We start from the raw sequence: 13,080 nt of genomic DNA on the forward strand, positions 1-13,080 counted from the left end.
CAAGTGTCTGCCCGAGCGGGCGGGGAAAAGGATGAAGCTATGAAGCTGAACAAGACCACACTGTCCGATCTGCCAAGCGGCGTTTCACGCCCGCAGTACAACCGGGCAAATCTGAAGCATGGCATTGTCCACATTGGGGTTGGTGGCTTTCACCGTGCCCATCAGGCCATGTACACAGACAGGCTATTGCAGCAAGGCGGCAACGACGACTGGGCCATCTGCGGAGTCGGGCTGCGTGAGGCAGACCGAACCATGCAGTCCGTCCTGGCTGAACAGGATTGCCTCTATACCCTTATCGAGCTGGGCTCCGATGGTACCAATACGTTAAGTGTCATCGGTGCGATCACCGATTTTCTGTTTGCTCCGGACGACCCCGACCGGGTGATCGAAAAGCTTGCCAGTTCTGACGTCCGAATCGTTTCCCTCACCATTACCGAGGGAGGCTACAACGTTGACGACAATACCGGGCTTTTCAATCATGAGCATCCGGATGTGGTTCATGACCTGCAGCATCCCCGGCAGCCGCGCACCGTGTTTGGTTTTCTGACCGAAGCCCTTGCCCGCCGCAGAAGCCGGGGACTGGCACCATTTACCATCATGTCCTGCGACAACCTGCCCCACAACGGCCATGCAGCGCGGAGCGCCTTACTGGCATTCGCCTACATGCGTGATGCCGGGCTGGCAGAGTGGATTGATCAACAGGTCACTTTTCCCTGCAGTATGGTGGATCGAATTACCCCGGGAACCACGCCTGCCCATACCGAGTGGCTGAAACTCTCCCATGGTATCGAGGATCGCTGGCCAGTCATCTGCGAACCCTTCACCCAGTGGGTTCTGGAAGACAATTTCTGCAACGGCAGACCGGATTGGGCTTCCGTGGGTGCCCAGTTCACAGACAATGTAACGCCCTACGAGCTCATGAAAATCCGGCTGCTGAATGCCAGCCATTCAGCCATGGCGTACCTGGGTTTCCTGGCCGGCTATCGCTACACCCATGAAGTCATGGAAGACAGCCGTTTCACCGATTTTATCCGGGCCTTCATGGATGAGGATGTCACCCCGATTCTGGGTGATATCCCGGGCGTCGATCTTGTTGCCTATAAAGCAACACTGATCGACCGCTTTTCCAACCCTCAGGTCGGCGACCAACTGGCCAGGCTGTGCCTTGACGGATCCAGCAAGATCCCGAAGTTCGTGGTGCCAACCATTCGAGCGCTTATTCAGGAATCCCGCTCCCTGGATCGTGTGGCCCTGGTCGTCGCAAGCTGGGCGGTATACCTCAAAGGCCGCGACGAAACCGGCCAGCACCATGAGATTCAGGACCCTCTTGCGGAACGCCTGCAAACCGCAGTGCAGAACCGGGATAGCCTGAAACAGAAGTTTCTGGGCATGGAAGATCTGTTCAGCGGAGATCTGATTAATTCCCGGGCCTTTTGCGAGGCCTTCGAATCCGCCGTGAATAAACTTGAATCCAAGGGCACTCTGGCAACGCTGCAAACGTTGCCAGTTGCCTAAAGCCGCCCCAGGCAGGACACAGACAATGCAAAAGGTCATCGCATTTGGAGAGGCCCTGATTGATATGCTCTCCAGCAACGTCAGCAACACCAACGGACCCGGGAAGACAAAGACGTCCGGGCAGGAAACCTTTACCAAGTTCCCCGGTGGCGCCCCCGCGAACGTCGCAGCCACGGTCGGTAAGCTGGGCGGGCGCAGCTATTTTGCGGGCAAGGTCGGAGCGGATATGTTCGGTGACTTCCTCAGGGCATCACTGGAAGACAACGGCGTAAATACCGACTACCTGTTACAAACCAGCGAAGCCAAAACGGCACTGGCCTTTGTGTTGCTGGACTCTCAGGGTGAGCGAAGTTTCGAGTTCTATCGCAACCCTTCCGCGGATATGCTGTTTCGCCCGGAGGATTTTCAGGATGAATGGTTCCAGGAGCCGGGAATTTTCCATTTCTGTTCCAATACCCTAACCGAGCCCGGCATACGGGAAACAACCCTGGCGGGCCTGGAAAAAGCCAGGAGTGCCGGGTTTGTCATCAGCTTTGACCTGAATCTGCGTGAAAATCTCTGGCCAGAGAACAGCGACCCATTCGGCGCTGTTTGGTCCTGCATTGAGCGGGCACATGTCATAAAGCTCAGCACAGAAGAACTCGTGTTTCTCTGCGGCGATCAGGATGAAAGCGCCATCCTGAAGAAACTTCAGAACGCTGGCGCTGAACTGATTGTCATTACCGATGGTGGCGCGCCCATGCGCTATTACGCAGGCAAGCAGACCGGCTTCATTCAACCCGTTAGGGTAGACATGGTGGACAGTACAGCGGCAGGTGACGCTTTTGTCGGCGGCTTGTTGTACCGACTCGCAGAAAGTGATGTATCACCAACGCTGTTGGCAGGTTTGAGCGAAAACCCCGACGCTCTGGAGGATATCCTTTTTTTCGCCAGCGCCTGTGGTGCGCATGCGGTAACGCGAGCCGGTGCATTTACCTCACTACCGAATCAGACTGACCTTGAAGTCTTGCTCAAAATTTCCCGGCGCCTCCGGCGGCTCAACCGATGATCGCAGTTTCGTCTTGACGCTGCTGTGCCCGCCTTGCCAGATGAAGCATGAGCACACCCAGCGCCATAACACCCAGAGTCAGCCAAAGACCGTTGGTGTAATTACCCTCCACATCGGCCAGATAGCCGACGACTGCCGGTGCCACCATCTGCGCTATGCCATAACTGAAGGTCAGCCGGCTCATGGGCCGGGAGGGATTTTCGGGAAACTCGCGCCCCACCATCGCCAGCATCATGCTGACAATACCAATAAAGCTGGCGCCATAAATCACAGAACTGAGCATCACACTGGTCAGGCTGGTATTGACGATCAGCATCAGGATACTCACCGAGTTCAGCGCATAGGCCAGGTACAGTGCCAGCCACTGCCCCCAACGGCGTGAGAAAACATCCCAGAGCCAGCAGGCCGGAGTGGCCGCGAGCCCCGCAATTAGCCAGACCAGCCAGCCCTGCCCCTGAAGCTCAGGCATGGATTCAGCAATAGCCACCAGAAAGGTAGCCGTCACCACGTACCCGACGCCAGCACAGAAATACGCCAGTTGCAGTATACGGATGAATCGGCTGCGCTCATCCCCGGCACCTTCACCCCCTGTGCGGGGCAAAGCGCAGGCCCGGTAGTCCGGCATCCAGCGCCAGGCAGGAACCAGAAGTGCCAGCGCCACCAACCCGTAGATCACCCATTGCTGATCCCAGGTGAACGGGTCCTTGATCAGCTCGGCCACCACGGCCGTCAGGACAATCCCAAGCCCGATGCCGGAGAAAAACACACCAAGCTCGGATTTCTGGTTGTTTTTGATCAGCCAGCTCATCAGCAGACCGGCACCCAGCAACATACCCGCTGAGGTGCTCAGCCCTGAGATAAAGCGCAGAATGAACCACAACCACACGTTGGTGGTGTACCCCATGAGCACCGTCGAAACCACGGCGACCACCAGTCCGAGCTGGTACAGCCTGACCTTGAGACCGAGATCGCTGATCCGGGTAATGAGCACCGCCCCGGTCAGGTAGCCGGCGTAGTTCACGGTAGCCAGCATGCCGACAACGGATTTGCTCAGCCCCAGCGCAGCAACCATCTCCGGGATCATCGGCGTGTAAGAGAACCGGGCAATCCCCACCATGACCACAACCGAGATCACGCTGGCCGCCAGCACTTTAATGGTTTCTATCGGCTTCACGGGGTGTCCTTGCTTCGGAACGACTTCAGATCAGGCGCGGCCCAGGAACTTGCGCTCCTCCACGTTAATGCGAATGCGATCTCCGGTGGAGATATGTTCAGGCACCTGCACCACCAGATCGGTGGTCAGCCTGGCCGGCTTGGTCCTGGCCGTTGCGGAGCCGCCTTTGACAGACGGATCCGTCTCTTCAATCACCAGTTCAACGGTGGGCGGAAGTGCGAGTGCAACCGGCGAGTCCTTCAACAAGATAACCATAACGCCCTGCGTGTCTTCGGAGATGAACAGCAGCTCTTCGGCAATGGCGTCCCGGTTCAGGCTGTACTGGGTGAAGTCCTCGGTATCCATGAACACGTACTCATCGCCATCCGCGTAGGAAAAGGTGGCTTCCCGGCGCGTCAGGTCAGCCAGGTTAAGCATGTCCGAGTCCTTGAAGGTCTCGTCAAGCTTTTGATTGGTCACCACATCGTACATTCGCATCCGGTACAGGCTGCCACCGGCACGGCCCTGGGGGACCGAGCGCTCAATGTCTTTCACGAAATACACCCGTCCGTCGTATTCAACAGCGGAATTCTTTTTGATCTCACTGGCTCTGGGCATGTCTTCTGTTTCCGTAAAGGGAGTTTCGCTTAACCGTTCAGCCCCAAATGCTCTGAATCCTGCTCAATGCAACGATCCAGAAGCGCCAGGTAATCCGCCTTGGCTTTAACCTTGGTTTCCCGGTGCGCACGCATGTTCAGAGTCTTGAAGTGAAGCGCAAGCCCGGTGGCCCGCTCGGTCAGTTTGTCCTGGGCAACCACCTCATCCAGGAACCCCGCCTCGACCGCGCCTTCCGGGTTGTAGATTTCAGCGTTCACAACCGAGCGGTAGAAATGAGCCGGCGCCAGACGATGGCGGGCAATTTCGATACCGGCATGGTGCATGGTCATGCCAATCGCAACCTCATTCAGGCCCAGCTTGAAGGGTCCTTCGATACCAATGCGATGATCTACGGACAGCAGGATAAACGCCCCCTTGGCAATGGCATGGCCACTGCACGCGCCGATCACCGGCAACGGAAACGCCGCGAGGCGACGGGTCAGTTTGGAGCCGGTAGTTACCAGCGCCGCAGCTTCCTTCGGACCTTTCTGCATTTCCTTCAGATCGTATCCGGCGGAGAAAATGCCCGGCTGGCCGGTGAGGATAACAACGGCCTTGTCCTGCTCCGCACGATCCAGCGCCTGATTCAGGCCCTCAATAACCTCATGGCTCAGGGCATTCGCCTTGCCATTGCTGATGGTGATCGTTGCAACACCGTCTTTCAACTCGTAACCTGCCAGCTCAGTCACCTGCCTTACCTCTCTACCAAAAATTAAAGTGAGCGTTTGTTTACTTAGTCGAACCTGATTGTGGGTCAGCTGCGCCCGAGTTTCAACAATCTTTGCGAGAACTCGAAGGGCATGGCGCTATCAATAATCTTACCCACAAAAACTGTGGATAACTTTGTGGGAACCGCTCGGATAGATGCCTTCAGACCTGCAACCACAGGGCTTCAGGGTTTATGGTGTTTTAATGACCGGCTAAACGATAAACCGTGCGCCAAGGCTACCGGACACCTTTCGCTCGCAGCCACCGGCTGATCTGCGTCGGCCAGAAGGTAAAAGGATTACCTAGAAATCCGACATCACATCCTGCAGATCCCGCTTGAGCTCCTCGGGCTCGGTGATCCAAACGGTTTTATCAAGGCCGGGAAAGACGCCGACATCCAGGCCATCCCTGGTCAGCCCGGGCACCCATTTCCTGAAAAAGTCTGGCAATGAAATACTTCGGGGAGACAGGTCATCGGCACCCTGGGCGTAGTCGGCGGCAAACGCCGGGGCAGGCCAAACGGGCAGGCACGCCACTCCAACAAGTTGCTTTCGGGTAGGTTTCGGAGCCTAACACGGAATCCGGGAAGACTGACTGTAGTACGTTCACGGATGCGGCTCATTGCCTTCTTAACCGGTCGTGCACAACCATGAATCTCAATGCTTTAATTCAGCCCGCAGATGGGCCACTTCGGCAACAGATAGCTCAGCGATATCGGCAATCTCTGGATCATCCAGATTCGTTTTGAGGATCATGCCGCGAGCAACGTCTTCACGACCTTCGCGCCTGGCATCATTTAAAAACGACACCTCGTCTCTTAATGCCCGCTCGCGGACGAACGCCAGACGACGGGCTTCTTCGTCGGCACTGAGCTCACGGATGCGGCTCATTGCCTTTTTAACCGGTTCATGTGCCACATTAGCCATGGTGAGCTCCTCTTGCCAGTGCTTAAAGAAAGTGATCCAGGCCGATAACGGTCCCGGCTCCAGACCGATTCGGTCTGCCTTGTTCAGTTCGATCAGGTTCATCTGCAAAATGTTCCCCAGCGATATGTCCGGCTGGGTTTCGTCACGCATCTCGAACCGCCACACCGCTTGCCGACGTTCGTTCTCAGTTGCAGTGAACAAATCAAAATCCAGCAGGTGCAGCCCGACCGAGGCTCTCAGGTGCTGGTAGTCCTCCCCAGCATCCAGTTGCGTGCCCATAGTACGCGCAAGGTAAAACAAACCGCGCTTATGCCAAGCACCGTACCTGCGAACCTGTATCTCGACATTATAGCAGTGGCCTTCCCCATCCCGAGCCAGGACATCCAGGATAATGTATTTGCCAGTCAGTTCACTGGCTTCGATATTCGGGTTCAGAATATCAACCGACATAATATCCGGAAGATCAGGGCGCAGATCATTAATCAGGTTCACCAACAGATCCGGGGCTTCTGCAAACAAACGCTTGAAAACGTAATCGTTGGTCGGATCGAGTAAGTCGCTCATGAGGCCACCTGAATGAATGACGGTTATTCTACCACACCCCCTCACCTCATCGGATAACACCAAAAACTCAAAAAAACAGGCCAGTCCCAGACCGGCACCCACAGCCAGACCCAGTATCCTTTAACAAAAGTTCAGTGATTGCTGAACGAGTTGGCGTATCGGCAGGAACCGTCAGCTTTCAACCATCCGGGCCCTCAGGCGCGGTAACTGGGCCGGGTAGTTTTCCTGGATGAAGGTTACCAGCCCCTCACGAACCGCACATCTGAGGTCCCAGTTCCGGCTTGAATCCGAAGCGCTCATCAGGAACCGCACCTGCATGGCCTGGTCGCTGGCATCGGTCACCTGCACTGTAGCCACCTTACCATCCCAGAGTCCCGACTGAGCCAGCAACCGGTTGAACTCCTGCCGAAGCGCCTTCACCGGCATGGTGTAGTCCACCCAGATAAATACGGTTCCCAGCAGATCCGCGGTATTTCTGGACCAGTTCTGGAACGGATTCTCGATAAACCACTGCAGTGGAATAACCAGTCGGCGAAGGTCCCAGACCCTCAAAACCACATAGGTGGACGTCACCTCTTCCACCCAGCACCACTCCCCCTGAACGTTCAGTACATCATCTATCCGGAAGGGCTGGGTGAGCGCAATCTGCATCCCCGCCAGCAAATTGCTCAGCACGGGGCGGGCGGCGAAACCCAGAATCAGGCCGCCGACCCCCGCCGATGCGAGCAGGCTGGCACCCATGTGCTGGACGGACTCAAAGGTCATCAGGGCCGCACCCAAGCCGATAATGACAATGAGGATATTCAGGGCGCGAACCAGAAACCGGGTCTGGGTTTCGACCTTGCGGGCGCGCTTCCACTGCCCCTCGAGCACCGGGTTCAGCGCCACGATAACCTCACCAATCGCGGAAGTCAGCCGAACCGCCGCCCAGGTAATCGCCAGAACAAGCAATAAAGTGGTGACTTGCTGCATGGCTGCCATCAACGGCAAATCCGCTGGCGCCGCCTCCAGCGCCCCGGCCAGCACCAGCAGACAGAAGACCACGCCGAGCGCCCGGGCTGCGGCGTCGAGAAACAATCGCAGCACCGTTCCCGGCTCGGAGAAATGGCGAAAGACCGCCAGCGCCAGCCGGTAAACGACATAGGTGGCGGCAACCGCGAGGATCGCCGAGAATCCGGGCCACATCCACGCCTTGAAACCAGCCTCAAACGCTTCCAGCATCAGTCCCCCGCGAGTCCTTGTTCATCTGGGTTGCACAGAAAGAACCGGGGCCGCCCGGGCGCCCGGCTTATGCAAGACTAGACCAGCCCCTGCTCCCGTGCCATCGCCATGGCCGCTTTCGGCCCGGTCCAGCCAGGCGCATCCAGGAAGCAGCGGCTTGTAGGCAGTGAATCCGGGGATGCTGGGCGATCCGTCGGGGCTGACAGATACGATGTGGGATCTGGCTGTTGATGCGCTGGGTGCGCTGGTTATATCCTTCCTGGGCTGGCGTTATCTTAAGTTCCCTGGTGGACGACCATTCCTGGAACGCTGGATAGATGCGCTCATTGAAAGAAACCCAAGGCTTTTCAGGCACTGAGGGGCGGAGAAATAATTGGCGACTTATCCTTGCGGAAGGCCGGGAAAAATGCCCTCATCGCCGCCTTGATGAAACAATGCCCGGTTTATCAAAATATTCAGACGAGTTGTATTGATGGCTTCAAAGCAAGAGCATACCGACCGTTCAAACGGTTTTACCCTGATTGAGCTGGCCCTCGTTATTGTGATCCTGGGTGTTCTTGCGGCATTTGCGCTGCCTCGTTTCGCCTCGCTCTCCTCCGATGCCAGGTTAGCCGCCCTCGACTCACTGGCTGGAACCATGAAAAGCACTATCGGCATTGTGAGAAGCAAAGCCTATGCTCAGGGGCTCTCCCCCGCTGCGAGCAACCCAGGAGGAACCCGGCAGACCGGCTATGTCATCGAGACCGAGGCAGGCCGCTCGGAAGTTGACTGGCGCAACCTGTGCCCGGAAAGCCAGGCTGAAGCCGAGGATTCGCTCACGATGCTGGACTACATCTCGGTCCACGCCAGCGATTCCTCCCTGCAAACCTCTGTCGACAACCGGTACACCCGTGTGGGGTTCTCCCTGCCTTCAGCGTCCAACCCGGGCCAGGGCTGCTACGTGGAGTACGATTCCTTCGGCCACCCGGAGTGCACGGTTACCCAGGTCATATCGGAATGCTGAAACACCCTCAGGGAACCGCCACGGCGCTACCAGCACTGGCTATTCAATCAACCCTGACCGGGGAACCAGGCAGTTCATCATCGTTATGGACAAGTCCCGAAACACGGCCTGCGAGGCAATCACACCGGGAAACCTGTCATAGATCATTCGCCGACAGCCTGATGTGCGGGCTTCACTCTCGCTGGCGCAGCGGGAGTGAAGCTCTGACCCTCCACCCTGGCCGGTCGCATCGGCGCATAGCTCGGGAATCTGCGAAACAACCCAATCGACGGCCGCACTGCGCTCCACCGGATTGGCCGCCAGGTTGATAAAGCGGCTGGCATCGATTGGCTCTGGCGGTTCGCGGGTCTGCTCCCAGAGAACAAACAGCAGGGCAGCGGATACCAATACAACAGTGACCGTGGGAAACTTCATGGGCGCCTTTTCAATCCGGTGAACCAGGCCGCCGATGATAAACGCTCAGGCATGTTCTGTCCCGGTTTCCTATACTGTCTTTGAATTCACACCCATGGTCCGTCCGCGGAAAACGATTCCATCAACAAACTAACCGGGAGTTTTGGCAAATGACCACACTGATCGTTGGTCTGGTTCTGTTTCTCGGCGTGCATTCGCTGTCCATCGTCAACGAACCGCTGCGTAATCGACTGCATGCGTCCCTCGATGAAGCTGCGTTTAAAGGCCTCTACTCGCTCGCCTCCCTGATTGGCCTGCTGCTGATCATCTGGGGCTACGCAGCCGCCCGCATGGACCCAACCGTGATCTATACGCCGCCGGGCTGGCTTAGGCACCTGGCCATGCTGCTGTTGATTCCGGTGTTTCCGCTCCTGTTTGCCACCTACTTCCCGGGCAAAATCAAGGCAAGGCTCAAACACCCGATGCTGGCTGCGGTTAAACTCTGGGCGCTGGCTCACCTGCTGGCCAACGGCATGCTGCAGGACCTGCTTCTGTTCGGCTCCTTCCTCGCGTGGGCCGTGGCCGACAGGATTTCCATGAAGCACAGAACCCAGCGACCGATTCCCACATTACCGGCCAGCAAGGCGAATGACCTTATTGCAATTGTCGGCGGCCTTGCGGTGTATGTGGTGACGGTATTCTGGGCGCACCAGTGGCTGTTTGGCGTGGCGCCGGTGTGATCGGGCGCTGACCCGTGGATCAGCGCCCCTGGGCGCCCCGGCGCAACCAGTCATGGACGAAGGCAAGCTTGCGTTGCGCCATTTCCGAGAGCACGAAGGGGTAAAGGTCCGGCAGGCCCATGGAACGGTTCACGTGATTGACCCGAATGGCCAACGACGCTGCGACATGAATCAGCAACGCAGTATCGGGCTCTGAGTATGGGTCCCAGCCGGGCTGTGGCCATTCGGGCGACGTCAGACCGGATGCCACAAAACTGTCGGTGATGTCGCTCAGGTGCAACAGGTGGGCTGCGGTTTCAGCCCAGTCCTCGTGCGGATGGGCCGACGCATAGCTGGTCAGGTAAAACAGCCTCCAGTCATCCGGCGGGCCTTGATGATAGTGCCTCTGAAGTGCTGCGGGGTAGTCAGCGCGCTCATCACCAAACATCTCCCGGAACGCATCCAGAAAATCCTCCCGAAGACTCAGGCGCCACCAGAGCATATGCGATATTTCATGGCGCATGTGGCCCACCATGGTTCGGTATGGCTCTTGCAGGGCCTGCCTTCTGGTGGCTCGAACCACGGGGTCAGCCTCGGCAACACTGATTGTCACCACACCGTTTGCGTGCCCCATGGCAACAGGGGTCAGCCCCTCCGCAAGCATATGGAAAACCGGGCGCGTCCCCGGATCTTCCGGCCGGAACCAGTGCCAGCGGCCGAGATTGTCCAGCACCCAGCGCTTGGCCGCCTCGGTTTCGGCCCAGTTCGATATAGCATCCGGAATATTCGGATCCGGAGCCAGAGCCGTCATCGCGCAGGAACGACAAAACGCCCCCTGCTCTGGCGCGATCCAGTTGCAACCGATGATCTCCCGATTCACACAAAAGGGCGGCATGGGGAGGAACGCCCTTGCCTGGGGGTCATAAGCTACAGGGACGCCCTCTGCGGTGGTCAGGTTGTCAAACCACAGATTACCGGAACCAACCGGGTTGGAATAAACCTTCATTGAGCTGGAGCTCCTTTTGAACGGCAGTGTGCAAAAAAACGGACCGCCGCTTTGCCGAACCTATACCCTAAAGCAAAGAAACACCAGCCAGGAATTCGTTATCCAGGCCCCGCTGCACCGGAAAGCGCGGCAACAGACCCATTCCCGCTCCTCCTGACAGATAACAGACTGAAGATAAGTAACCGGGTATCACGGGGCAAAACCGCTTCATCGCGCCCCCTAAAACTGACGACTCCCGCGCAGCAAAATTTGAATGTCATCAATACTATCGTCTCCGTCCAGCGGGAACGCAAAATCCAGGTGCAGCATCCGCTGCACTTCAATCCGGCTGGATGCCAGCCGCAGACCGAAGCCCACGTCTTTCAGTATGCCCTCATCAGGGCCATTATTCCGGCCTTCGGTGAACCAGGCCCGACCCACATCCGTGAACAGAACCCCACCCACTCGAAACAGCTTGAAGGGATGCCAATCCGGAAAATAGCGGCGCTCCAGAGTCCAGAGCACCCGGCGATTGCCCTGCTGATACTCGCTGGGATAACCGCGCAGGCCGTTTTCACCACCAATAAGCAGCTGTTGGTCCGCCGTCAGGTTGTGGGCAGCCGTGAAAGCAAGGCTGGTGTACCAGCTGTTCCAGCGTACCGCGCCACCGTGAAAGTACTGAACGCTCACCGTTCCCACCAGGTTTTCCACACGGTCTTCATCAAGCCGGTAAGTGCCGCTCTGGCTCAGGCCATAACTGGCGTAATTGGCATCCGTAGCAAAAAGCGCATCCTCAAAGCCCATGTTCAGCACCACCCTGTCCTCGGTGGCGCCAAGCCCTGAGCCGGAGTAACCCAGCTCCGTTCGCCACACGAATCCGTCCCGCACATCCTCCACCCGTTGCAGTCGGGTCAGGTTGGTCATTTCCCTGAAACGGTTCTGGCGGTAATCAAAACCAATCCAGGGGTAACTGAGAGTTCGGTTTTCGGGAAGAATGTCCAGATCCGGTTCGCTGGGCAGCCGCTGGAAATCCAGAGCATCGTATCGATAGCCCGCCAATAGACGGAACTGCCGGTCGTCCCGCTCCCCCAGCCGCCACCCACCATCAATGCTGAAAAATTCCTGGCTCCGCCGGTAATCTGCAATAGCCTCTGCAGCAACGTAACGGGATTCCTCCCGAACATCGTCGATACCACTCAGGCCAAAGCGCCAGTTCGAAACCTCACTGAAGAACGGTCGCTCCAGATAGGCACTTCGGCCCCGGCCATCGCTGCGTTCATCGAACGAAAACCCTGCCTGCCAGTGCGAGCCCAGCACGTTCGGATCGTCGAAAAACAGGCTGGTCCCGGAGCGGTCGGGATCCTTGGCGTAGGAGATCCCCAGGCTTTTGCCAGACCCGATAAAGTTAGGATCAGAGAGCCCGAGGTTGGTGGTGTTCTCACCGCCGGACCGGGACACCCCGGCGCTCGGGAAAAGTGTCCAGGTATCCCGCGTGAGCACACCCACTTCAACCTCGTTACCGCAAACACGGGTTACACCCACCCATGCCGCAGTCAGATAGTCCCGCTGGCGCAGCACCCGTTCGGATTCTGAAATAAGTCCTGGCTCGTAAATATCGCCCTCTGCAAACATCAGTTGTGAACGCAGGGCCGACTTCCAGGTCGGTGTATTGAGCGTGTTCAGGGTTCGATAAAGAGCATTGTCCTGCTCGGGGTCGCTGGTATCAAAGATGGGCCGGCGAATGATACGGATACTTGCAACCCGCGCACCCTCCGGGATCACCAGATCGCTTTGGCGAGCCAACTGGTCACGGGGTTTATCGAGGTCGATGGCCTCTGGCTGGACATCGCTGACGACGCAGTCCTCACGGGTCAGCTCTGCCTCGGCGCAGGGTCCCAGAAGTACGAGTCCAGAAATAATGAGCGCCCGCCGGAAAGCCACACCGCCCTCTACAACGTTGGGCATGGCCGGGTCATTCTCCGGAGGACTCCCCGGTGAGCGCGCTCAGATGAAACGCGATAGCTTCCTCCACCGCAGCAAATTCGGTACCGGCGTTCACATCGGGCGCGTGATCCAGAATGCGCTCATCATAAACCAGAGTGACATCTCTTTTTGCTGACACGTGAATCTCCACGATTACCCATGGAAGTGCGCCACAGCCCTTGTGCAGTCGGCACGATCTCCAATC

General features: G+C 57.6%; 14 protein-coding genes. 4 read left to right on the forward strand and 10 right to left on the reverse strand.

Annotated features, from left to right (window positions below):
* The first annotated feature begins 39 nt into the window (after positions 1 to 39).
* Together QPL96_RS09245 and QPL96_RS09250 are read left to right on the forward strand one after the other, a co-directional pair.
* Positions 40 to 1,515: a mannitol dehydrogenase family protein gene (locus QPL96_RS09245; protein WP_303287101.1), complete on the forward strand. Its 1,476-nt coding sequence runs from the start codon at positions 40 to 42 to the stop codon at positions 1,513 to 1,515.
* Between the two features lie 25 nt (positions 1,516 to 1,540).
* Positions 1,541 to 2,563, forward strand: a complete 1,023-nt coding sequence (locus QPL96_RS09250) for a carbohydrate kinase (protein ID WP_303287102.1) — start codon at positions 1,541 to 1,543, stop codon at positions 2,561 to 2,563.
* On the opposite strand, the gene QPL96_RS09255 is transcribed toward QPL96_RS09250, so the two are convergent.
* From QPL96_RS09255 to QPL96_RS09280, 6 genes are all read right to left on the reverse strand, one after another.
* On the reverse strand, positions 2,553 to 3,737 hold the full coding sequence (locus QPL96_RS09255) for a YbfB/YjiJ family MFS transporter (RefSeq protein WP_303287103.1): 1,185 nt from the start codon (positions 3,735 to 3,737) through the stop codon (positions 2,553 to 2,555). The genes QPL96_RS09250 and QPL96_RS09255 overlap by 11 nt on opposite strands.
* A 30-nt stretch (positions 3,738 to 3,767) precedes the next feature.
* On the reverse strand, positions 3,768 to 4,334 hold the full coding sequence (yeiP, locus tag QPL96_RS09260; RefSeq protein WP_303287104.1) for an elongation factor P-like protein YeiP: 567 nt from the start codon (positions 4,332 to 4,334) through the stop codon (positions 3,768 to 3,770).
* A gap of 29 nt (positions 4,335 to 4,363) precedes the next feature.
* Positions 4,364 to 5,062, reverse strand: a complete 699-nt coding sequence (locus QPL96_RS09265) for a crotonase/enoyl-CoA hydratase family protein (RefSeq protein WP_303287105.1) — start codon at positions 5,060 to 5,062, stop codon at positions 4,364 to 4,366.
* Positions 5,063 to 5,383: 321 nt separating this feature from the next.
* Positions 5,384 to 5,617 carry a DUF2750 domain-containing protein gene (locus QPL96_RS09270; RefSeq protein WP_339750929.1) on the reverse strand — a complete coding sequence of 78 codons (234 nt, stop codon included), beginning with the start codon at positions 5,615 to 5,617 and terminating at the stop codon, positions 5,384 to 5,386.
* 120 nt (positions 5,618 to 5,737) lie between these two features.
* The gene (locus tag QPL96_RS09275; RefSeq protein WP_303287106.1) at positions 5,738 to 6,673 is read right to left on the reverse strand and encodes an Rpn family recombination-promoting nuclease/putative transposase; all 936 of its coding nucleotides are present in this window, start codon (positions 6,671 to 6,673) and stop codon (positions 5,738 to 5,740) included.
* A gap of 69 nt (positions 6,674 to 6,742) precedes the next feature.
* Entirely contained in the window at positions 6,743 to 7,792 is a 1,050-nt protein-coding gene (locus QPL96_RS09280; protein ID WP_303287107.1) for a mechanosensitive ion channel family protein, read from the reverse strand.
* 472 nt (positions 7,793 to 8,264) lie between these two features.
* On the opposite strand from QPL96_RS09280, the gene QPL96_RS09285 reads away from it, so the two are divergent.
* Positions 8,265 to 8,795: a type II secretion system protein gene (locus QPL96_RS09285; protein WP_303287108.1), complete on the forward strand. Its 531-nt coding sequence runs from the start codon at positions 8,265 to 8,267 to the stop codon at positions 8,793 to 8,795.
* A gap of 39 nt (positions 8,796 to 8,834) precedes the next feature.
* Here the strand turns inward: QPL96_RS09285 and QPL96_RS09290 are convergent, their stop codons facing one another.
* On the reverse strand, positions 8,835 to 9,209 hold the full coding sequence (locus tag QPL96_RS09290; protein ID WP_303287109.1) for a hypothetical protein: 375 nt from the start codon (positions 9,207 to 9,209) through the stop codon (positions 8,835 to 8,837).
* Between the two features lie 149 nt (positions 9,210 to 9,358).
* On the opposite strand from QPL96_RS09290, the gene QPL96_RS09295 reads away from it, so the two are divergent.
* The gene (locus QPL96_RS09295; RefSeq protein WP_303287110.1) at positions 9,359 to 9,928 is read left to right on the forward strand and encodes an NnrU family protein; all 570 of its coding nucleotides are present in this window, start codon (positions 9,359 to 9,361) and stop codon (positions 9,926 to 9,928) included.
* A gap of 19 nt (positions 9,929 to 9,947) precedes the next feature.
* Here QPL96_RS09295 and QPL96_RS09300 read toward each other — a convergent pair whose 3' ends face one another.
* The 3 genes from QPL96_RS09300 to QPL96_RS09310 all read right to left on the reverse strand — a co-directional run bounded on the left by QPL96_RS09300 (position 9,948) and on the right by QPL96_RS09310 (position 13,014).
* Complete coding sequence (locus QPL96_RS09300) at positions 9,948 to 10,913, reverse strand: putative zinc-binding metallopeptidase (protein WP_303287111.1); 966 nt, start codon at positions 10,911 to 10,913, stop codon at positions 9,948 to 9,950.
* A gap of 219 nt (positions 10,914 to 11,132) precedes the next feature.
* The gene (locus tag QPL96_RS09305; protein WP_303287112.1) at positions 11,133 to 12,857 is read right to left on the reverse strand and encodes a BamA/TamA family outer membrane protein; all 1,725 of its coding nucleotides are present in this window, start codon (positions 12,855 to 12,857) and stop codon (positions 11,133 to 11,135) included.
* A gap of 7 nt (positions 12,858 to 12,864) precedes the next feature.
* The gene (locus tag QPL96_RS09310) at positions 12,865 to 13,014 is read right to left on the reverse strand and encodes a hypothetical protein (RefSeq protein ID WP_303287113.1); all 150 of its coding nucleotides are present in this window, start codon (positions 13,012 to 13,014) and stop codon (positions 12,865 to 12,867) included.
* Positions 13,015 to 13,080 lie beyond the last annotated feature (66 nt).

It is taken from the genome of Marinobacter sp. SS8-8 (assembly GCF_030540945.1).
GTDB lineage: Bacteria > Pseudomonadota > Gammaproteobacteria > Pseudomonadales > Oleiphilaceae > Marinobacter.

Excerpts from the sequence above, each read along its gene's own strand:
- QPL96_RS09245 (WP_303287101.1), top strand. The coding sequence starts at position 40 with ATGAAGCTGAACAAGACCACACTGTCCGATCTGCCAAGCGGCGTTTCA.
- QPL96_RS09250 (WP_303287102.1), top strand. The coding sequence starts at position 1,541 with ATGCAAAAGGTCATCGCATTTGGAGAGGCCCTGATTGATATGCTCTCC.
- yeiP (WP_303287104.1), bottom strand. The coding sequence starts at position 4,334 with ATGCCCAGAGCCAGTGAGATCAAAAAGAATTCCGCTGTTGAATACGAC.
- QPL96_RS09280 (WP_303287107.1), bottom strand. The coding sequence starts at position 7,792 with ATGCTGGAAGCGTTTGAGGCTGGTTTCAAGGCGTGGATGTGGCCCGGA.
- QPL96_RS09285 (WP_303287108.1), top strand. The coding sequence starts at position 8,265 with ATGGCTTCAAAGCAAGAGCATACCGACCGTTCAAACGGTTTTACCCTG.
- QPL96_RS09290 (WP_303287109.1), bottom strand. The coding sequence starts at position 9,209 with ATGAAGTTTCCCACGGTCACTGTTGTATTGGTATCCGCTGCCCTGCTG.
- QPL96_RS09295 (WP_303287110.1), top strand. The coding sequence starts at position 9,359 with ATGACCACACTGATCGTTGGTCTGGTTCTGTTTCTCGGCGTGCATTCG.
- QPL96_RS09300 (WP_303287111.1), bottom strand. The coding sequence starts at position 10,913 with ATGAAGGTTTATTCCAACCCGGTTGGTTCCGGTAATCTGTGGTTTGAC.
- QPL96_RS09305 (WP_303287112.1), bottom strand. The coding sequence starts at position 12,857 with ATGCCCAACGTTGTAGAGGGCGGTGTGGCTTTCCGGCGGGCGCTCATT.